Source organism: Agrobacterium genomosp. 2 str. CFBP 5494, from assembly GCF_900013495.1.
GTDB lineage: Bacteria > Pseudomonadota > Alphaproteobacteria > Rhizobiales > Rhizobiaceae > Agrobacterium > Agrobacterium pusense.
The window spans coordinates 268,401-286,734 of the sequence record NZ_LT009718.1; the positions used below are offsets into that span (position 1 = coordinate 268,401).

At 60.9% G+C, this 18,334-nt stretch carries 17 protein-coding genes and 1 pseudogene; 5 read left to right on the forward strand and 13 right to left on the reverse strand.

Going from position 1 to position 18,334, the window contains the following annotated elements; translation table 11 throughout:
* Positions 1-15 precede the first annotated feature (15 nt).
* A complete protein-coding gene (locus AGR2A_RS01195; RefSeq protein WP_003505258.1) occupies positions 16-222 on the reverse strand; it encodes a DUF1737 domain-containing protein in 207 nt (68 codons plus the stop codon).
* Positions 219-1,130, reverse strand: a complete 912-nt coding sequence (locus tag AGR2A_RS01200) for an HpcH/HpaI aldolase/citrate lyase family protein (protein WP_072495192.1) — start codon at positions 1,128-1,130, stop codon at positions 219-221. The genes AGR2A_RS01195 and AGR2A_RS01200 overlap by 4 nt, the downstream gene beginning before the upstream one ends.
* A gap of 110 nt (positions 1,131-1,240) precedes the next feature.
* Here AGR2A_RS01200 and AGR2A_RS01205 point away from each other — a divergent pair, with 110 nt between their 5' ends.
* From AGR2A_RS01205 to leuB, 3 genes are all read left to right on the forward strand, one after another.
* Complete coding sequence (locus AGR2A_RS01205) at positions 1,241-1,471, forward strand: hypothetical protein (protein WP_006698322.1); 231 nt, start codon at positions 1,241-1,243, stop codon at positions 1,469-1,471.
* Between the two features lie 161 nt (positions 1,472-1,632).
* Positions 1,633-2,238 (forward strand): 3-isopropylmalate dehydratase small subunit, encoded by a 606-nt coding sequence (gene leuD / locus AGR2A_RS01210; protein WP_006698323.1) that lies wholly within the window; start codon positions 1,633-1,635, stop codon positions 2,236-2,238.
* 265 nt (positions 2,239-2,503) lie between these two features.
* Entirely contained in the window at positions 2,504-3,616 is a 1,113-nt protein-coding gene (gene leuB / locus AGR2A_RS01215) for a 3-isopropylmalate dehydrogenase (protein WP_072495193.1), read from the forward strand.
* On the opposite strand, the gene AGR2A_RS01220 is transcribed toward leuB, so the two are convergent.
* The 3 genes from AGR2A_RS01220 to cobA all read right to left on the reverse strand — a co-directional run bounded on the left by AGR2A_RS01220 (position 3,597) and on the right by cobA (position 7,145).
* Entirely contained in the window at positions 3,597-4,844 is a 1,248-nt protein-coding gene (locus AGR2A_RS01220; RefSeq protein WP_072495194.1) for a cytochrome-c peroxidase, read from the reverse strand. The two genes, leuB and AGR2A_RS01220, sit on opposite strands and share 20 nt — an antisense overlap.
* Positions 4,845-5,043: 199 nt before the next feature.
* Positions 5,044-6,360, reverse strand: coding sequence for a cobyrinate a,c-diamide synthase (locus AGR2A_RS01225; protein WP_072495195.1), 1,317 nt, complete (start codon positions 6,358-6,360; stop codon positions 5,044-5,046).
* A complete protein-coding gene (gene cobA / locus AGR2A_RS01230) occupies positions 6,357-7,145 on the reverse strand; it encodes a uroporphyrinogen-III C-methyltransferase (RefSeq protein ID WP_037090094.1) in 789 nt (262 codons plus the stop codon). Before cobA ends, AGR2A_RS01225 begins: the two co-directional genes overlap by 4 nt.
* 57 nt (positions 7,146-7,202) lie before the next feature.
* Here cobA and AGR2A_RS01235 point away from each other — a divergent pair, with 57 nt between their 5' ends.
* Positions 7,203-8,333 (forward strand): cobalt-precorrin-5B (C(1))-methyltransferase, encoded by a 1,131-nt coding sequence (locus AGR2A_RS01235; protein ID WP_037090092.1) that lies wholly within the window; start codon positions 7,203-7,205, stop codon positions 8,331-8,333.
* Here the strand turns inward: AGR2A_RS01235 and cobM are convergent.
* From cobM to cbiE, 3 genes are read right to left on the reverse strand one after another with little or no spacing between them, the layout of a single operon-like run.
* A complete protein-coding gene (gene cobM, locus AGR2A_RS01240; protein ID WP_004444155.1) occupies positions 8,288-9,061 on the reverse strand; it encodes a precorrin-4 C(11)-methyltransferase in 774 nt (257 codons plus the stop codon). The genes AGR2A_RS01235 and cobM overlap by 46 nt on opposite strands.
* Positions 9,058-9,480 (reverse strand): cobalamin biosynthesis protein, encoded by a 423-nt coding sequence (locus AGR2A_RS01245; protein ID WP_004444156.1) that lies wholly within the window; start codon positions 9,478-9,480, stop codon positions 9,058-9,060. Before AGR2A_RS01245 ends, cobM begins: the two co-directional genes overlap by 4 nt.
* Positions 9,474-10,733: a precorrin-6y C5,15-methyltransferase (decarboxylating) subunit CbiE gene (gene cbiE / locus AGR2A_RS01250; RefSeq protein ID WP_072495196.1), complete on the reverse strand. Its 1,260-nt coding sequence runs from the start codon at positions 10,731-10,733 to the stop codon at positions 9,474-9,476. The genes AGR2A_RS01245 and cbiE overlap by 7 nt, the downstream gene beginning before the upstream one ends.
* Between cbiE and AGR2A_RS01255 the strand changes: the two genes are divergently transcribed.
* Positions 10,732-11,514, forward strand: coding sequence for a cobalt-precorrin-6A reductase (locus tag AGR2A_RS01255; protein WP_072495197.1), 783 nt, complete (start codon positions 10,732-10,734; stop codon positions 11,512-11,514). The genes cbiE and AGR2A_RS01255 overlap by 2 nt on opposite strands.
* Here the strand turns inward: AGR2A_RS01255 and AGR2A_RS01260 are convergent.
* From AGR2A_RS01260 to cobN, 5 genes and pseudogenes are all read right to left on the reverse strand, one after another.
* Positions 11,481-12,242 carry a precorrin-3B C(17)-methyltransferase gene (locus AGR2A_RS01260; RefSeq protein WP_045533471.1) on the reverse strand — a complete coding sequence of 254 codons (762 nt, stop codon included), beginning with the start codon at positions 12,240-12,242 and terminating at the stop codon, positions 11,481-11,483. The genes AGR2A_RS01255 and AGR2A_RS01260 overlap by 34 nt on opposite strands.
* Entirely contained in the window at positions 12,239-13,006 is a 768-nt protein-coding gene (locus AGR2A_RS01265) for a precorrin-2 C(20)-methyltransferase (protein WP_072495198.1), read from the reverse strand. The genes AGR2A_RS01260 and AGR2A_RS01265 overlap by 4 nt, the downstream gene beginning before the upstream one ends.
* The gene (locus AGR2A_RS01270) at positions 13,003-13,635 is read right to left on the reverse strand and encodes a precorrin-8X methylmutase (protein WP_006700275.1); all 633 of its coding nucleotides are present in this window, start codon (positions 13,633-13,635) and stop codon (positions 13,003-13,005) included. The genes AGR2A_RS01265 and AGR2A_RS01270 overlap by 4 nt, the downstream gene beginning before the upstream one ends.
* Positions 13,632-14,984: a precorrin-3B synthase gene (gene cobG, locus AGR2A_RS01275; protein ID WP_072495199.1), complete on the reverse strand. Its 1,353-nt coding sequence runs from the start codon at positions 14,982-14,984 to the stop codon at positions 13,632-13,634. Before cobG ends, AGR2A_RS01270 begins: the two co-directional genes overlap by 4 nt.
* Positions 14,984-18,333, reverse strand: a pseudogene (gene cobN, locus AGR2A_RS01280) (cobaltochelatase subunit CobN). Before cobN ends, cobG begins: the two are co-directional and overlap by 1 nt.
* Position 18,334 lies beyond the last annotated feature (1 nt).

The window sequence follows — 18,334 nt, forward strand, 5'->3', positions numbered from 1 at the left end:
GGCGGCCATGACTGCTTACTGCTCGCCGAGCTTCATGTCGGGATGGTATTCCTTGCCCTCGACCACCTTGGTCACGGCCTGGCCGCAATGCATGACGCCACTTGCCGCATTAAAGGCATAGCTTGGCGAACCCGCGAGTTCCCAGCCTTTGTTCAGCGCCTCGGTAACCCGGTGACAGAATTTCGCGTCGTCCGGTCCGGTGATGAAACGATAGACCTTCACGTCTTATTTGCCTTTCTTTGTGCGATGATATCGGCCATGGCGACCAGTCTTTCGGCCTGGTTTACATGCAGCCGTTCTATCATCCGACCATTCATGTTGATGACATTCAATTTCGCATATTCCGGTTTTGCGAAAGCCGCAATGATCTCACGCGCTTCCGCGACCGCAGTCTCGTCCGGGGCGAAACGCCGGTTAGCCGGCTCGATCTGAGCAGGATGGATCAACATCTTGCCATCGAACCCCATGGCGCGCCCCTGTTCGCATTCAGCTTCGAAGGCCTCGATGTCACGAAAGTCGTTTGAAACGCTGTCGATGACTTCCAGACGGTACGCACGGGCGGCAAGCACAACCTGCATCATCCAGGGTACGAGATACATGCGGTCTGTCAGCGCTGGAACGCGCGTTTCCTTGCGGAGGTCGTTCAGTCCGATGACAAAAGCCGCCAGCCGTGCATCCGGCGTGTGGGCCGCGTCTGCAATCGAGGCGGCGTTCAGGACACCGAGCGGCGTCTCGATCATCGCCCAGATTTTCAGGGCTTCGGGCGCATCTGCTTCGGCCAGAAGATCGGCCACGTCATTGATATCCGCCGGCTGTTCCACCTTCGGCAGCAGGACTGCGTTCGGCCGACAGGAAAGAACAAGCTGCAGATCCGCCTTCCCCTCAGATGTGGAGAGGGGATTGATGCGAATAATGGTCTCGCCGCCGAAAAAAGGGGCTTCCGAAAACAAGGTTTTCAGATTCTCCCGCGCCTTGCCCTTCATGTCGGGCGCTACCGAATCTTCCAGATCGAGGATCACCCCGTCACAATCGAGATCTCGAATTTTCTCCAGCGCCCGGACGTTGATCGCGGGGACAGAAAGCAGCGAACGGCGCGGTTGGACAGGAATATTTTCGGAAAAACTGACCATGCCGCACTTGTGTCAAGCTTTTGTGACATCTGCAAGCCGACAATCCACTGAATCCTCTTGCAAGCCGGAAGAAGAAGGCCCACATTCGTCTGGAAAGAAAGGTTTGGATCATGCAAGGCATACGTTCGTTTTTCATCGCCGCATCCGGCATTGCAATTCTGGCCATGGCCGCTCTTTTCACGGCGTCGCTTACGGTCGCTTTCATTGGCGTGCTCGCGGTTCTCAGCGCAGCCCGCCTCCTGTCCGCGCGTCTGAAGCCGGCTCCGATCCCTGTGAAGCCCCGCAGCCAGCGCGACATGCGCGTCTGGAACGATGGTAAGGGTACGATTATCGATCTCTGAGGTCGATGAATTCGGAAAAAGCACCGGCGGTGCGCGCAAGGCGTACCGATGAATGCGGGTTTGCGCTTCTAAAGCGACCCTTTTTGCAGTATTTCCCCAGTTAACTCCGGCCGGCTTTAGCCAGCGCCAGATTTTGTTCAGGGAAACACGGGAAGCGACAGATGGAAAAATTCACCAAGCTGACAGGCGTTGCCGCGCCCATGCCGGTCGTCAATATCGACACCGATATGATCATTCCGAAAGATTATCTGAAGACCATCAAGCGCACCGGTCTTGGCAAGGGCCTTTTTGCTGAATCCCGGTATCTCGAAGACGGTTCGCCCAATCCCGATTTCGTGCTGAACAAGCCCGCCTATCAGAACGCCCAGATCCTCGTCGCCGGCGATAATTTCGGCTGCGGCTCATCGCGCGAACACGCACCCTGGGCGCTGCTCGATTTTGGCATCCGCTGCGTGATCTCCACCAGCTTTGCGGATATTTTTTACAATAACTGTTTCAAGAACGGCATTCTTCCGGTTGTCGTCAGCCCGGAGAACCTGGAAAAGCTGCTGGACGACGCATCGCGCGGATCAAACGCCGTTCTTTCCATCGATCTTGAACGTCAGGAGATCAGCGGTCCCGACGGCGGTACGATCAGTTTTGAGATCGATGAGTTCAAGCGTCACTGCATGCTGAATGGCCTCGACGATATTGGCCTGACGCTGGAACATCGCGGCGCAATCGATACCTTCGAAAAGACCAACGCCTCCGCGCGGCCCTGGGCCTGATCCCACTTTCTACGCCGGGCATTCGCACAAGCGGGACCTGTCAGGAAAATGCGTCAAGGTAAAAGACTAAAAAGCCGATCCCGTACAAAACCGTACCGGATCGGCTTTTGCTTTGCTTGAAAAGCCCCTGAGGCAGAGATAAGAAGCCCCCGATCCCGTCCGGTTGCAATAAGACTTTGCAGATGCAGGACGGAATGAGTTTGACGCCGCGCTCGCCATCATCCCTTCTGGATGTTTTCCGGCGCGCCGCCCAAGGAGGGTTCCTATGACAGTTCGTTCGCTTTTCCTTCTGCCCGGTGATGGTATCGGCCCTGAGGCCATGGCCGAAGTCCGCAAGCTGATCGACTATATGAACAGCGCTGAAGGTGCCGGTTTCACAGTCTCCGAAGGCTTGGTCGGGGGTTCCGCCTATGACGCCCATGGCGTTGCGATTTCCGATGCGGACATGGAAAAGGCGCTCGCTGCCGATGCTATCCTGTTCGGCGCCGTCGGCGGCCCGAAATGGGATGGCGTTCCCTATGAGCATCGCCCGGAAGCCGGCCTTCTTCGCCTGCGCAAGGATCTTGAACTTTTCGCCAATCTGCGCCCCGCCATCTGCTACCCGGCACTCGCCGCCGCTTCCTCCCTGAAGCCGGAACTTGTCGAAGGTCTCGATATCCTCATCGTTCGCGAGCTGACGGGCGGCGTTTATTTCGGTGAACCAAAGCAGATCATCGACCTCGGCAACGGCCAGAAGCGCGGTATCGACACCCAGATCTATGACACCTTCGAGATCGAGCGTATCGCCAGTGTCGCTTTCGAGCTGGCCCGCACCCGCGACAACCGCGTCTGCTCGATGGAAAAGCGCAACGTGATGAAATCGGGCGTGCTGTGGAACCAGGTGGTTACCGAAACCCATGCTGCAAAGTACAGGGATGTTCAGCTGGAGCATATGCTGGCGGATGCCGGCGGCATGCAGCTGGTGCGCAAACCCAAGCAGTTCGACGTTATCGTCACCGACAATCTCTTCGGCGACATGCTTTCCGACGTCGCCGCCATGCTCACCGGCTCGCTTGGCATGCTGCCTTCCGCCTCGCTTGGCGCACCGGACGCCAAGACCGGCAAACGCAAGGCGATGTACGAGCCGGTCCACGGCTCGGCGCCTGACATTGCCGGCAAGGGCATCGCCAACCCCATCGCCATGATCGCGTCCTTCGCCATGTGCCTTCGCTACTCGTTCAACATGGTGGATGAGGCAACGAAACTCGAGACAGCGATTGCAAACGTGCTCGACAATGGCATCCGCACCGCCGACATCATGGCAGAAGGCAGCCGCCAGGTCGGCACGTCCGAAATGGGTGATGCGGTTCTTGCCGAATTCAAGGCGCTTTCGGCGTAAGGCTTGATACAGGCTGGGCAGACGGCATAGCCGTCTGCCCGTTTTCCTTCGTAAGAAGATGCTCGTAGCGCCTGTCGGTCAGTGTCTTCAGAAACGCGACAATGGCGTCGACCCGCTTGTCGTCCAGCGCCGGCGCTGATGTCAGTTCCGCCATGGCGATATTCTCAGGCACCTCAGGCGCGTCCCAGGCCCTGCCGGTTTCAGGATTGATCTGACGGCTCGGCTTCTTGCTCTTATATTTCACGTAAAACAGCACGACCGTGCGCAGATCCTTGAACACGCCATTGTGCATGTAAGGGCCGGTCACGGCGACGTTGCGCAACGTCGGCACCTTGAATTTGCCGCGCTCAGCCGGATCACCGGCGACGATCGGATTCTGCGCAAGACCGAGATCGACTGCGCCCGGCTTCGAGCCATTTACGGCCCGGACAGGTGTATTGGCGGGCACGCCGATGTTGAAATATTTGTGGTTGGTGAAGAGGCCGTCTTCCAGACCCTTGGCGCCCCGGATTTCGTGGCAGGTATTGCAATTGGTGAATTGCGTCGAGGAGATAAGAACCCGCCCCAGCTCTTCCTGATCAGTCAGCTTTTCCTCGCCACGCAGGAAGCGGTCATATCTGGAATCGAAGGTCGAGAACTCGTCCGATCGCTCAAAGCTCGCCAGCGCCTTCGTCATTGCGGCATAGGCGGTGTCGTCGTTCTCAAAAACATCCTTGCCGAACTGCGTGCCGAACGCCGCGACATAATCCGGATTCTCCTTGAGTCGCTTCACGACCGAGGGCTTGTCCGGCATACCCATTTCGACGGGGTTGAGCGGCGGTCCACCTGCCTGATCCTCCAGCAGCGAGGCGCGGCCGTCCCAGAACTGGCCACCCACATACTCTCCCGCCGCATTCCTGCCGAAAGGCGGTGAGAACCGGGCGTAGGCCGCGGTCGGCGCGTTGCGGTCGCCCAGTGAGAAACCGTCATCGCCGAGCGAAACATCGCGCCCAACCTTGTCGTTTTCCCGTCCATCGGAAAAACCCGCCGCCTGCATATGGCAGGTGGAACAGGCCATCGTTCGGTTCATGGAAAGATTGGGATCGTCAAAGAGCGCCGCACCGAGCTTTTCCAGCGTCGCATAATCTTCGCCGCCATGAGCAGCCACACCATCGAACCCGACACCGAAAGGAGCGAGCAGAACGGATGCAGCCAGAGCGGCGGAGAGAAAAAATCCGGGTTTCGTCATCGGTAGGCACGCTCGAGATAAATGCGCGATAGCAAATCCGGGCCGCGGCAGACAGAACGGCTTCCGGCCCGGACTTCACGGAACATGGAGCGCCGGAAGTATTTCCGTCTTTCCATGCCCTCTGAGAGGACCCTATAACACTTTCTCACGGTCGGAGCCTACAAACTTTCACAGCTTGCTCCACTTTGCCGCACGGGGATCAACCGCCCCGGGCAATGGCATGGAAAAACGTGCCCGAAACGAGGCCTCGCCTGCCGCCCGATGGCCCGAGCGGGCGACCCTGCCCGTCGGCTATCTCAGCAAAAGGCGCGTCTTGGCCGGGGTCGATGACCCGCGCATAATGGAATTCATGGCCGCGCAGAACTTCCCCTGCCGATCCGAGCGGACCATTCACCGCAATTGTTGCCTGCCGGTAGCCGAGATTCATCTTGCGCGTGGCAAAGCTGGTGGCATGCGACAACAGCCCTGTCATGGCATGGGTCACCCCATCGGCATCCTCCAGCGCCGCCCCCATCACCATGTAACCACCGCACTCGCCATGCACGGGCTTTGTCGCGGCAAAGCGGGTAATGCCGGCCTTGAAAACAGCGGCATTCGCGAGTTTTCCGGCAAAAAGCTCGGGATACCCGCCGGGCAGCCAGCAGATATCACAGCTCCCGTCCGGAGCCTCATCGGCGAGCGGAGAAAAAGGCACGATTTCGGCGCCGGATGCATGCCAGTGCTTCTTGAGATGCGGGTAAAGGAAGGTGAAAGCTGCATCTTCCGCCAGCGCAATGCGCTGGCCGGGCGGCGCGATGGCTGCTGTTTTCAAACCCGGAGACAGCTCGACCGGTGCAGCAAGTGACAACACGGCATCGAGATCGATGGATTTTTCCATCGCGTCCGCGAGCTTTTCGATATGTGCATCGATTTCCGGATGTTCGCTCGCCTGCACGAGACCCAGGTGACGTTCCGGCAGGATGAGGGAGGGATCGCGCAGCACGCATCCGGCAACCGGCAATCCGATTTTTTCGATGGCTTCCGTACACAGGAGCCTGTGCCTTTCGCTGCCGGCCCGGTTCAGCACCACCGCCGCCATGGTTACGGCGGGATCGTAATGGGCAAAACCGTGAGCAACGGCGGCGGCGGTCTGCGACTGACCGGACACATCGAGGACCAGCAGCACGGGAATGCCGAATAGCCGTGCCAGATCCGCAGCCGAACCGGTACGGTTTTCCGCCACCGGAATGCCGTCGAACAGGCCCATCGCGCTCTCGATCAGAATGAGATCGGCGTCCTGCGTGTGCTGTGAAAACAGGTGCCGCAGCAGCTCTGGCCTCATTGCCCAGCTATCCAGATTAAGACCTGATGAGCCGGTGGCGAAGGCATGGAAACCCGGGTCTATGTAATCTGGTCCCGTCTTGATGCCGCGTACCTTGATGCCGCGTCTGGCGAAAGCCCGCAGCAGGCCGATGGTCACGCTGGTCTTGCCGGATCCCGAGCGCGGCGCGCCGATGATGATCGCCCGTGCCGTCATGCCTGCGAAACTCCCAGCCGCTCGCGCATCGACACAATCTCTCCGATGACGATCAAGGCCGGCGCTTCGAAATTTTCCCGCATTGCATCGCCAGCTATGCTTTCCAGCTTGCTAATAAAGATGCGCTCTTGTTCAGTTGTCGCCGACATGATGACAGCGACCGGCGTCGTTGCCGCACGTCCGCCCTGCATCAGAAGCTTTGCAATTGCGCCGATATTCTTCAGACCCATGTAAACGACGACCGGCTCCTGTGTTTTTGCCAGCGCCAGCCAGTCCAGGTCCTCCTCCGTGCCAGCCGCATGACCGGTGGCGAGCGTCACGGCGCGACTGATCCCACGCATCGTGGCTGGAATACGCGCAGAAGCCAGCGCCGCCAGCGAAGATGTCATGCCCGGCAATATGCGAAACGGAACGCCGGCACGGACCAGCGCCTCCGCTTCTTCGCCGCCACGGCCAAAAATGAAGGGATCGCCGCCCTTCAGCCGCAGCACCTTTTTTCCCTGCCGGGCGAAATCGATCAGCGAGGCGGTAATATCGTCCTGCGTCGCAGAGGGCTTGCCACCGCGCTTGCCGGCAAAGACGATCTCCGCCTGGGGACCGAGCGCCACGACATCGTCACTCACCAGCGCATCACGCACGATGATCTCGGCCTGGGAGAGTGCCAGCGCCACTTCGAGCGTCAGATAACGCACATCGCCCGGCCCTGCGCCCGCGAGCCAGACGTGCCCCGCTTCGAAGGCCGGACTTTTTGCGGCAATACTGTTCAAAATCTGCGGTATCGACATTCTCTTGGCTGCTTTTTAACGATGACGGAAAAAGCCGTCCCGGCTATAGGAATTCATATGGAAACGGATGGAAAGACCCTTCGCCGCGGCTGGACCACGGGCACCTGCGCGGCAGCCGCCACGAAGGCGGCCTGCGCCGCCCTTCTGACCGGCGAGTTTCCTTACCCTGTCGAGGTCGAACTTCCAAGCGGCGCGAGGCCCGCATTTTCCCTCGCGACCGAGGAAAAGGGTGAAAACTTCGCCCGCGCAGGTGTCATCAAGGATGCGGGCGATGACCCTGATGTTACCCACGGCGCACTGATCGAAAGCACGGTGCGGCGCGGTCAGCCGGGAAGCGGTATCACCTTCAAGGCCGGCACGGGCGTCGGCACCGTCACGCGGCCCGGACTGCCCCTGCCGCCAGGAGAACCCGCCATCAATCCCGTGCCACGCAAGATGATCGAAACCGCCATTCACGAGGTGGCTGGTGCGGAGACTGATTTCGAAGTTGAAATTTCCGTTCGGGACGGCGAGAAACTTGCGGAAAAAACCCTCAACGGCAGACTCGGCATTCTCGGGGGTATCTCCATTCTCGGCACCACGGGCGTCGTTATTCCTTTTTCCTGCTCGGCCTGGATCCACTCCATCTGGCGAGGCATTGACGTGGCGCGTGCGACCGGCTGCACTCACGTGCTCGGCGCTACCGGGAACACCTCTGAAAAAGCGGGACAGGCGCTGTATGAACTGCCCGAGACCGCGTTGATCGACATGGGGGATTTCATCGGCGGGATGTTGAAATATCTGCGCAGCCACCCGGTCGAGCGGGTAACGATTGCTGGTGGCGTCGCCAAGATGACGAAGCTCGCCCAGGGGATGCTCGACGTGCACTCCAAAAAAGGTCTTGCCGATCTCGATGCGCTGGCGGCGCTGGCAGGGGAGGCAGGTGGCGATGGGGAACTCGCTGACGCCATTCGCAGCGCCAACACCGTCGCCCATGCCTTCCAGCTGGCCGATCGCAACGCTATCGATCTTGGCGCGATCGTTGCGGAAAAAGCCTGGGTGACCGCGGCGGCGGCGCTGAGGACGCCGGCCATAGCACTGGATATCCTGGTTTTCGATCGTCAGGGCGCGTTGAAGGGACGCACCGCCTCCACCCCGTCGCATCAGCCCGCCGCATCCTCCTTTGGAGACCGGAAGCGGCGTACATAGTCTGCACTGTAGAGTGCGCTTTCACGAAAATCCGTCGAGGCCAAACCACGGCCGACAAAGATCAGCGCCGTGCGCTCGACAGGCTCGGCCGCAAGCTTGCCTTCGATATCGAACAGGCTACCGCGAATGACCCGCTCATCCGGCCAGGACGCCCGCACGACAATGGCGACGGGGCAATCGGAACCATAAAGCGGCGTCAATTCTTCCACGACCCTGCCGATGGCATGAATGGCAAGATGGATGGCAAGCGTCGCGCCCGTCGCGCCGAAAGCCTGCAGCGTCTCACCATCGGGCATCTTCGATGCACGCCCGGAAATCCGCGTCAGCACAAGGCTCTGCGCCACTTCCGGCACCGTCAGTTCGCGTTGCAAGGCTGCCGCGGCGGCGGCGAAGGAAGGAACCCCGGGCGTCACGCTGTAATCGAGCCCCAGCTGCTCCAGCCGGCGGATCTGTTCGCCCATTGCGCTCCAGACGGAAAGGTCGCCGGAGTGCAACCGTGCAACGTCCTTGCCTTCCCTTGCTGCCGCGATGAATTCCGCCTCGATCTCATCCAGCGAAAGTGCGGCCGTATCGACAATACGCGCGCCCGGCGGGCAATAGTCGATCAGCGCCTTCGGAACCAGCGAGCCGGCATAAAGGCAGACCGGGCACGCCGCGATAAGATCGCGCCCGCGCACCGTAATGAGATCGGCGGCGCCCGGACCGGCACCGATGAAATGAACCGTCATTCGTGTTCTCCATGTTCGATCGCGCAGCCGCCATCCTCTGGGGCGGCACCGTCAGCGGTTGCGATGGCCACCGTCACATCGCCGTGTACGAGCCGCGGCGCGACCAGTCTTGCATTCTCTCCCGCTGCCGCAAGCGCCGCGGTTTCGCTCACGCTCGGCAAACCGGACCGCTCGAAACTTGCGCGTGAAAACGTCAGCGTTTTCGAGATAACCGCGTCAAGCCGGTGCTGCGCGACGATTTCGAGCGACAGGGAAAGGGTTTTCGCCGCTTCCGCAAGGCCGGCTTCCCGCGATTTAAGTGGCGCAGTTGCCAGACGGTCGGCCTTGACGCCAAAATCCTGCTCGGCAGCGCGCAAGGCAGCGATGATCATCCCCGCCGTCGCTCCCTTGCGGCAGCCTATGCCAGCCACGATCACCATGGCTTCACCCAGCTCCACTGGGTCACCGGCATGGCCGGACGCCACCCCGACATTGAACCGACAGCCGCCGCCCGCGACACATCCAGCCTTACAATCGAACCGCCGAGCCTCGCATGCGCGGCCAGCAGAACTGCCTCCATTTCCAACGTCACGGCATTGGCGACCAGACGCCCCCCGGATTTCAATGCCTCCACGGCCCCATCGAATACACCCGCCTCACTGCCGCCGCCGCCAATGAAGATTGCGTCCGGACGGGGTAACCCTTCAAAAGCGTCGGGAGCGGAACCGATCATGACCTCAAGCCCGGGAACACCGCAGACGTCGGCATTAAACGTTATGCGTTCCGCCCTTGCCGGGTGCTGCTCTATGGCAATGGCGCGGAGCGAAGGGTGCGACAGCATCCATTCAATGCCGATCGAGCCGGAACCCGCACCGATATCCCACAGCAGTTCGCCGCGGCGTGGCGCCAGCGAGGACAGGGTCACAGCCCGGATTTCGCGTTTGGTGATCTGCCCGTCATGTTCGAACAGGCCATCGTCAAGTCCGTGCGCAAAGGGCAGGATACGTGCGCCTTGATCCGCAACAACGTCAATTGCCACGACATTCAGCGCATTGACGTCCTCAACGGCGAAATCGCTCGCCGGAACGCGGTGCGATCTTTCCCGTTCTCCTCCCAAAGCCTCGAGCAGAGTGAATTCCGACCGGCCGAAACCGGAGGCAGACAGCAATTTTGCGATCAAAGCCGGGTCACGCTCGTCCGACGTCAGCGCTATGATGCGGGTGCCGGGATGGAGATGCGGCCGCAAAAGGTCGATGGGTCGGCCGTGCAGCGAAACGCACTCGACCGATTGCAGCGGCCAGCCGAGCCGGGAAGCCGCGAGAGAAAAGGCCGAAGGCGAAGGATACGATGCAACCTCTCGGACAGGGACGTTTCTCAGAAGCGTGACGCCCACACCGTAGAAGAATGGATCACCGGATGCCAGCACGCAAACCCTCCTGCCGCGCAGCGCCAGAACGTCCCTCATCTCCACGTCGAATGGCACGGGCCAGGCCCGCGCCTCGCCCTGAATGGCCGCAGCTGCCAGGTCCAGATGACGTTTGCCGCCAAAGACAATTTCGGCGGCCTCGATTGCCCGCAGCGCATTTTTACCGAGCCCGTCAAGCCCGTCCTCGCCGATGCCGACGATGGAAAGCCAGCGCGTTGCTTCCTTTTCGGTGGAAGCCTTGCCCGTTCCGGAATATTCAGAGGTCATGACACCCTCCATACTCATTCTTGGCGGCACGACCGATGCCCGCCTCCTGGCCGGCCGGCTGGGCGAAGATTCCAGCTATCGTATCCTGCTCTCCATGGCGGGGCGCACGATCTCCCCGGTGGAACAGCCCGTACCCATGCGCAGTGGCGGCTTCGGCGGTGCGGCGGGGCTGACGGATTTCATCCGCGCCGGGAATTTCGATATTCTGGTGGATGCGACCCATCCCTATGCCGCCAGAATTTCCGCCAATGCCGTGGAGGCGTCGAAGCGCGCCGGCGTTCCGCTCATCAGGCTTTCGCGTCCCGCCTGGCAGCGTCAGCCGGGCGATAACTGGCAAAGTGTCGAGAGCATCGATCAGGCGGTCGTCGCGCTTAGCGGCCAAGGCAGATGCGTATTTCTGGCGCTCGGTCGACAGGAGCTTCTTCCTTTTGAGGCCGCGCCCCAGCACAACTATCTCATCCGCAGCGTCGATCCCGTGGAACCGCCGCTGAAGTTGCCGGATGCGCGTTACATCACTGCACGCGGTCCTTTCGCAACGGAGGACGAAATCCGTATGCTGGAAGAAAACCGCATTGAGGTCGTGATATCGAAGAACTCGGGTGGCGCAGCAAGTTACGGCAAGATCGAAGCGGCCAGACAACTCCATCTGCCGGTTATCATGATCGAGCGGCCGAGGCAGTCGCACGACACGGCCGCCACAAGCGTAACGGTGCCGGATATAGCGACTGCGCTCACCGCCATCCACCATCAGTTTTCTCTTTTCGAAAAACGAGGCGAATAAACGATCGGTTCTTTTCCGGGACGTTCGATCAAACGCGTTTCTTCCGAACCGACAATGACACAGGTCGCCATGTCTGCCATGTCGCTCGACGCCTCCGATAGCGGCACGACCCGTATGCGCTCATCCAGGCGGCCTGCCGCCCTGCCGAAGATTACCGGCACCGATCCGGGCAGATGCACCCGCAACAGGTCAAACGCCGTGCCGAGCTGATGCGGCCGCGCCTTGCTGACAGGATTATAGAAGGCCATCACGAAACCCGCCTGCGCCGCTGCGATCAGTCGTTTCTCGATGATTCCCCATGGTTTGAGATTGTCCGACAGTGAAATGGCGCAAAAATCATGCCCGAGCGGCGCACCCGCTCTTGCCGCCACCGCCAGCATCGCCGTCACGCCCGGCACGACGGAAACATCGATGTCGCGCCACTCGGATGGACCGTTTTCGATTGCCTCGCAGATGGCCGCCGCCATGGCGAAAACACCGGGATCACCACCGGAAACCACGCAGACCCTGCCGCCTTCGGCCGCAAGCCGAAGAGCCTGTTCAGCGCGGGAGATCTCCTCGCGATTGTCGGAGGCATGGCGGCGCTGGTGGGGACCAAGCGAGAGCCGGTCGAGATAAGGAATATAGCCAAAAAAATCGTCGGATGCAGCGACAGCCGCAAGCGCCTCCGGCGTCATCTGTGCAGCATTACCGGGTCCCAGTCCGACGACGACGAGCTTGCCGGTCATGGTGCTTCACCCGGGCCGGGCCTCGTTTTCCAGCCAGGTACAAGAACCAGCGAAAAGTAGGGTGCAGGCGAAGCATCCCGCTCGATGAGCCGCACTGCATGGCTGTTGGCCATGGTGCCGCGCTCGACATAAAGCGCCTGCTCGAGCTTGCCGGCCTTTTCCAGTGCACGGCGGATTTTGGGCAGGTTGCGCCCGACTTTCATGATGACCGCCCCGTCCGTGCCGGAAAGACGGTCAGAAAGAACATCTTCTGCAAGCGTTCCAGGAAGCACGCTCAGAATATCGTCTCCCTGCACCAGCGGCAGCCCAGCCATGGACCAACAGCCGGACATGGCGGTGATGCCGGCTACGACTTCCGCCTGATAGGACGGCGCAAGCCGCAGATGCAGATGCATATAGGAGCCATAGAACAGCGGATCGCCTTCTGAGAGCACGGCAACATTCCTGCCGGCTTCGAGATGTGCTGCAATGTCCTTCGCCGACTGATCGAAAAATCGGGCGATCGCATCGCGATAATCCTCACCGTTCTTGTCGCTTTCGACCGTGACGGGGTAAACCAACGGCATTTCAAGCGTGCCCGGACGGATAAAGGCCTCGACGATACCACGGCCGTTGCCGCTACTGCCCTTTTTGCAGAAGAAAGCCAGAACGTCGGCTGCCTCGATGGCACGCACCGCTTTCAGCGTCAGCAGTTCAGGATCGCCGGGACCGGTGCCGACGCCGACGAGTTTCCCCTTACGATGTTCAAAAAGAGCCGCGCTCACAGGCCCGCCCTCGCAACCGCGTTGACGGCGGCAGCCGTCATGGCCGAGCCGCCCATGCGTCCCTTGACGATGGCGTAGGGAATGCCGAGCGTACTGACTTCCAACGCATCCTTCGATTCCGCTGCGCCGACGAAACCGACCGGCATGCCGATGATGGCGGCGGGGCGAGGCGCGCCCTTTTCGAGCATCTCCAGAAGATAGAACAGGGCTGTTGGCGCGTTGCCGATCGCCACCAGAGCACCGTTCATGTGCTCCGCCCAGAGATCAAGCGCGGCGGCCGAACGTGTATTGCCGATGGACCTCGCAATGTCGGGCGTGCGCGGATCACGAAGTGTGCAGATGACCGCATTGGCGGCTGGCAGGCGCGCGCGCGTCACACCATGGGCGACCATTTCCGCATCGCAAAGGATGGGCTTGCCCGCAAGGAGTGCGCCACGCGCGGCAGAGACAAAATCCGGGGAGAAACGGAAATGGGCGGCGGCCTCAACCAGCCCGCAGGCATGAATCATGCGAATGGCGATGTCCGCCTGATCTTCGGCAAAAGCGGACAAATCCGCTTCCTCGCGTATTATGGCGAAGGAGCGCTCATAGATCGCATTGCCATCGCGAATATAGTCATAGTCGGTCATCGGTCATCCTGTCGAAGCGCCGCGACAATTGCCTGCCTGCCCAGACGGGCAAACAGGCCAGCGGCGTTTTCCCCGGGCTTATGTTCTTTTTCATAAAGACGGGCAAGCCGCGAAAGCGCCGCTCTTTGTTGTGCAAAGGGTAAAATGCCGTCCGGAAAATCGCCGGCGCGGCCAAAAATCGAAAAAGCCATGCCATTATCGGAACCTGAAAAGGTCAGAAGCGACGGCGCGGGATGGGCGCAGCCTTTGCCACATCCGGAAATATGCAGGGTCACGGAACCGTCGAGCAGCGGGGCGCAAGCGCCTGCCGCAAAGGAAGCCAGTTCGTGAGTAGGATAAAAGGCCGACGCGCAACCGGGAGCGCCGGGACAGACTGCTATGGAAGATCGCCCGTCGCCGGCAGCCGTGACGAAACCCGATGTTCCGGCACTCGCAAGCAGTGCGCCGCACGCGCGCTGGGAACCGAAAAACAGCAGGCTATGATTTATCGCTGGCCGAAGAGACTGAATACCGAGCACGGCGGCCGCTTCGCAGAGACGCGCTATATCAGCGGCTTTGATCTGACTGAAGGCAGGCGCGACGCCTGCAGCAAAACCGGCCCCGCCTGCGGCCATCAAACCCAAAGGCACGAGGGACCGGGATGCCTCGCTTCCGGCCAGATCCACCAGATGATCACCACAGATCGCTTCAATCATCTTCCGATCCAGATCGCGACCGCGGGCGAGCGGACCTTTTTTTGCCAGAAGCGCGAGCAATTCAAGGACGACACCAGCTGCGGCGCCGGCGCCAACCAGCCCCGCATCCACTGAGCTGCTTTCCGGACCGCCCACAAACAGGCGCCAGAAGACCTGCCCTTCCAGACGCTGTGCTTTCAGGCGGATGTCAGCGAGCAAATCTCCCATGGAAACATATCCGCCACCGTCGATCACCACAGACATTTTGGCGGCGAGTTTTTCAGCAAGTCCCGGCGCTTTTGCCTCCCGGCGAATCTCGTCTGCAAGAGAACGGCCATCGGCAATTTCCGTCTCGTCACGACCGGATAAGGGCGACACCTCAACCGCCAGCCCATCGCGAAGCGGTAGACCAAGCGCCAGAACCTCTTTTTCCAGAAAGCGCGCGCTCTCGGGCGACAGACCGCGAAATTGCAGGCTGCCCCGGGCGGTAATGTCCATCAAGCCATTGCCATGGAAATCCGAAAGATCGCAAAGCCTCTTCATCTCAAGGGGCGTGATATCCGCTTCGAATGCGATCCGTGACAGGAGACCATCGCCGGTGGGCATGGGTGCAGAGAGAGCCGGGCATGCGCCGCGGCGGCTGACTGGCTGAACGGGATTGAATAAGGCCGTCATCACGCGCCGACCCTTTCCGGACGGGGCAAAAGCAGCATTTCAAGCTCCGCATCCACCGCGTTTCGGCGACTGTGCCACAGGCCGCGGCGGCGGGCGGACAAGAAACGTTCCGCCATCACCCGCGCTGCCTTCGGGTTTTCGCGCAGGATGAAATCGCGCACCGCTTCATTGCCGAAATAGGCATCGTAAAGGGCTTCGATCAACGATGACGACACCGCATTGGTGGTTTCGGCAAAGCCGACCAGCCGGTCCACCGCCTCGGCAAACTCCGCCGCACCGCGTGGACCATGTCGCATCTGGCCTTCGATGAAGCGCGGATTGACGGCCCGGGCCCGCACCACCCGCGTCAGGGCCTGTGTCATCGATCTTGCCCGTGGGCGCGCCGGATCGGTCGTATCCAGCGCCACGATATCGGCAACGCCTCCAAGTGCAGCCTTGGCAGCGGAAAAGCCGCCAATGAAAGCGACATCGGAAGAACCGTCCAGAAGATCGCGGCCGGGATCATCGCCGGTGTGAACCAGAAGATCAGCCCGGCGCACCGCCTGCGCAAATCCGGCATCCTCGAAAATCTCCAGCCCGTCCGCACCCCCGAATGCGTGACTTGCCGCATCTAAGTAGGCTTTACCCAGCTCCTCGCGTTCGTCCCATTTGCCGCTGGCGAGCTTCTCCTCAATACCGGCACCATAGGTGCCGGGCGCAGAGCCGAAAATCCGCGGTGGTATATGACCGAGCAGAGCCGCCTCTTCCGCAAGCGGATTGTCGCCCGGCGCTTCTTCACGCCGCGCCACGGCCTTGGCGGCAGCATCGAGAAGCGCGATCAGCGCAGGAAACATATCCCGAAACAGGCCGGAAATGCGGAACGTCACATCAACGCGTGGACGGCCGAGGCTGGCCGGCGGCAGCACCTCGATGCCGGTCACGCGGCCGGTGCCGGCGTCGTAAATTGGCCGCGCTCCCATCAGGTGCAGCGCCTGCGCCACATCCTCGCCGCCGTTGCGAAGACTGGCACTTCCCCAGAGATCGAACACCAGATGTTTCGGCCAATCCCCGTGGCTCTGCAGATGATGACGGAGCACCTCTTCGCCGGCCATGCGCCCGAGTTCAAAAGCGGTGGGCGTCGGCATCGTGCGCGGATCCGCTGCATAAAGATTGCGGCCCGTGGGAAGGACATCGATCCGGCCCCGTGCCGGTGCGCCGGAAGGACCGGGAGCAACGTGCCGGCCATCGAGTGCGGCAAGCAAGGCCGCCTTCTCGGCCTGGGCGCTTTGAAGTCTCAGAGGATCAGCCTCACCTTCGGCGCATCGGCCGAAAATGTGTTGGCCGTCCTTGATCGCAAAATCCTTGAGATCACAGAGAAAGGCGTCGATGCGTGAGAGGGCGGCGTCGGCACCGTCCTTCGTATTCACGCCGGCCTCGGTTGCAAGCCCGGTGTCCTGCGCTTTTTCAATGATCAGCTTCGCCAGCCGGTCGCGCCGGCGCCGATCGAGCCCATCGGCCTGCGCATATTCGTCGACCAGCTGTTCAAGCGCCAGTTGTTCCGCCGAAAGCCCGGCATTAACCAGCACCGGCGGAATATGGCCGATGGTGACGGCTGCAATACGCCGTTTCGCCACCGCCGCCTCACCGGGATTGGAAACGATAAACGGATAAATCACCGGCAGCAGACCAGTGACAATTTCCGGAAAGCACTTGCGGGAAAGCGCCACTGTCTTGCCCGGCAGCCATTCCAGCGTACCGTGCGCGCCCACATGCACGATGGCATGGGCGGATGCGACGCGCTGCATCCATGCGCCGAAGGCAACAAGCGCGTGGCGCGGAGGCAGGGCGGGATCGTGATAGTCAACCCGGCGGTCCTCATTGCGCCCCCTGTCCGGCGCAAGCGCCACGAAGACCTGGCCGAAACGCGCGACGCGAAAACGAAACCCGCCATCGGCAAAAGCTTCATCACTTTCCGCAGCTCCCCATGTCGCACTCAAGGAGGCCGCGGCATCATCAGGCAAACCCGAAAGAAAACCTCGATAGTCCGCAAGGTCGATCGTCGCTTCCTGCTGCTCAAGGCGATCGAGCAGCGCCCTTGCTGTTTCAGGAATATCTTCGACGCAATAGCCGGCATCAGCAAGATCTCGCAGCATTTCGAGCACGCTTTGCGGCACATCCAGACCAACGGCGTAACCGGTTCGCCCCGGGGCTGCACCCGGATAATCCGGCATCAGAACGACAATGCGCCGCTCCTCCGGCGAGGTATTTTTCAGACGCAGGAAGGCCGCGATGCGGCTTGCCACCTGCTCGACACGATCCGCCTCCGGCATGTTTACGAGACTGATACCGCCATCGGTCCGAGGCTGCTTGAAGGAAATCACGCCTGCGAAAATCCGGCCATCCAGTTCAGGCAGCACAATATGCATGGCAAGATCGGACGGGTTTAGTCCACGCGCATTCGCCGCCCAGCCGTCGCGCCGGGTCGTCGCCATGGCGACCTGGAAAACGGGAACGCCAAGCCGATCGAACAGCGTATGGCCATCGGCATCGCTCTGACTGGCAAAGGCCGTCGCAGCAAGGATGGCAGCGGGCTGAATATCTCTCAGCGCCTTTTCGAGAAAGCGAAGGGCGTCGCCATCCTTCAGGCTGCTGACAAAAATCGGCACCGGGGAGAAACCGCGCTCGCAAAGCGCGTGAAAGAGCGCATCCACCGGCGCTGCATCCGCAGCCAGCAACATGGAGCGATAAAAGACAATAGGCAGAACGGGCGCGGCAGCCGGGAAGCCAGAGCAGGCCTCCATTTGCCCTAAAACCCCACCCCCGGCCGATAAAAGCCGGCTTTCGGCAATGGCTCAGCTTCTATCATCGGCCATGCGTCATCTCTTGCCAGAGCGGCGAGGCCACCGGCAAGGCGACCCATATTCTCTCTTCCACCTTCGCGGAAAAAGGAAAGGACGGATGCCAGGATGTGTGTGTCCACGGTCGACGCCGCTTCGAGCTTTTCGTCCCTTTCACTGCATTCGCCGGGCAGAAGCAGAAGCTTTATGCCACGTCGGCGCGCCATGCTGGAAAGCTGATCAACTCCATAACGCCAGCGTTCCGCTCCACCGAGGATTCGGACAAGGATGACCGTGGCATGCTCCGCTGTCTTTTCGATCCACAGGTCAACCGACATGGGATGGCGAAGCTCGGCGAGGTTTGCGGCGGACAGGCTGGGGAGCACACTGTCCGCCTGTCGCCACGCCTGCTCAAGCCCGGCAAGATCGCTTGTCGAAAACGACAGCATCACCACATCCGATCGAGGCTGGTTGAGGTCAACCGGCTCGATCAGATCGTCAAGAGACGAGGATGTGGTGGCAAGAATATGCATC

Coding starts and splice junctions, on each gene's coding strand:
- AGR2A_RS01200 (WP_072495192.1), bottom strand. CDS start 1,130: ATGGTCAGTTTTTCCGAAAATATTCCTGTCCAACCGCGCCGTTCGCTG.
- AGR2A_RS01205 (WP_006698322.1), top strand. CDS start 1,241: ATGCAAGGCATACGTTCGTTTTTCATCGCCGCATCCGGCATTGCAATT.
- leuD (WP_006698323.1), top strand. CDS start 1,633: ATGGAAAAATTCACCAAGCTGACAGGCGTTGCCGCGCCCATGCCGGTC.
- leuB (WP_072495193.1), top strand. CDS start 2,504: ATGACAGTTCGTTCGCTTTTCCTTCTGCCCGGTGATGGTATCGGCCCT.
- AGR2A_RS01220 (WP_072495194.1), bottom strand. CDS start 4,844: ATGACGAAACCCGGATTTTTTCTCTCCGCCGCTCTGGCTGCATCCGTT.
- AGR2A_RS01225 (WP_072495195.1), bottom strand. CDS start 6,360: ATGACGGCACGGGCGATCATCATCGGCGCGCCGCGCTCGGGATCCGGC.
- cobA (WP_037090094.1), bottom strand. CDS start 7,145: ATGTCGATACCGCAGATTTTGAACAGTATTGCCGCAAAAAGTCCGGCC.
- AGR2A_RS01235 (WP_037090092.1), top strand. CDS start 7,203: ATGGAAACGGATGGAAAGACCCTTCGCCGCGGCTGGACCACGGGCACC.
- cobM (WP_004444155.1), bottom strand. CDS start 9,061: ATGACGGTTCATTTCATCGGTGCCGGTCCGGGCGCCGCCGATCTCATT.
- AGR2A_RS01245 (WP_004444156.1), bottom strand. CDS start 9,480: ATGGTGATCGTGGCTGGCATAGGCTGCCGCAAGGGAGCGACGGCGGGG.
- AGR2A_RS01255 (WP_072495197.1), top strand. CDS start 10,732: ATGACACCCTCCATACTCATTCTTGGCGGCACGACCGATGCCCGCCTC.
- cbiE (WP_072495196.1), bottom strand. CDS start 10,733: ATGACCTCTGAATATTCCGGAACGGGCAAGGCTTCCACCGAAAAGGAA.
- AGR2A_RS01260 (WP_045533471.1), bottom strand. CDS start 12,242: ATGACCGGCAAGCTCGTCGTCGTCGGACTGGGACCCGGTAATGCTGCA.
- AGR2A_RS01270 (WP_006700275.1), bottom strand. CDS start 13,635: ATGACCGACTATGACTATATTCGCGATGGCAATGCGATCTATGAGCGC.
- cobG (WP_072495199.1), bottom strand. CDS start 14,984: ATGACGGCCTTATTCAATCCCGTTCAGCCAGTCAGCCGCCGCGGCGCA.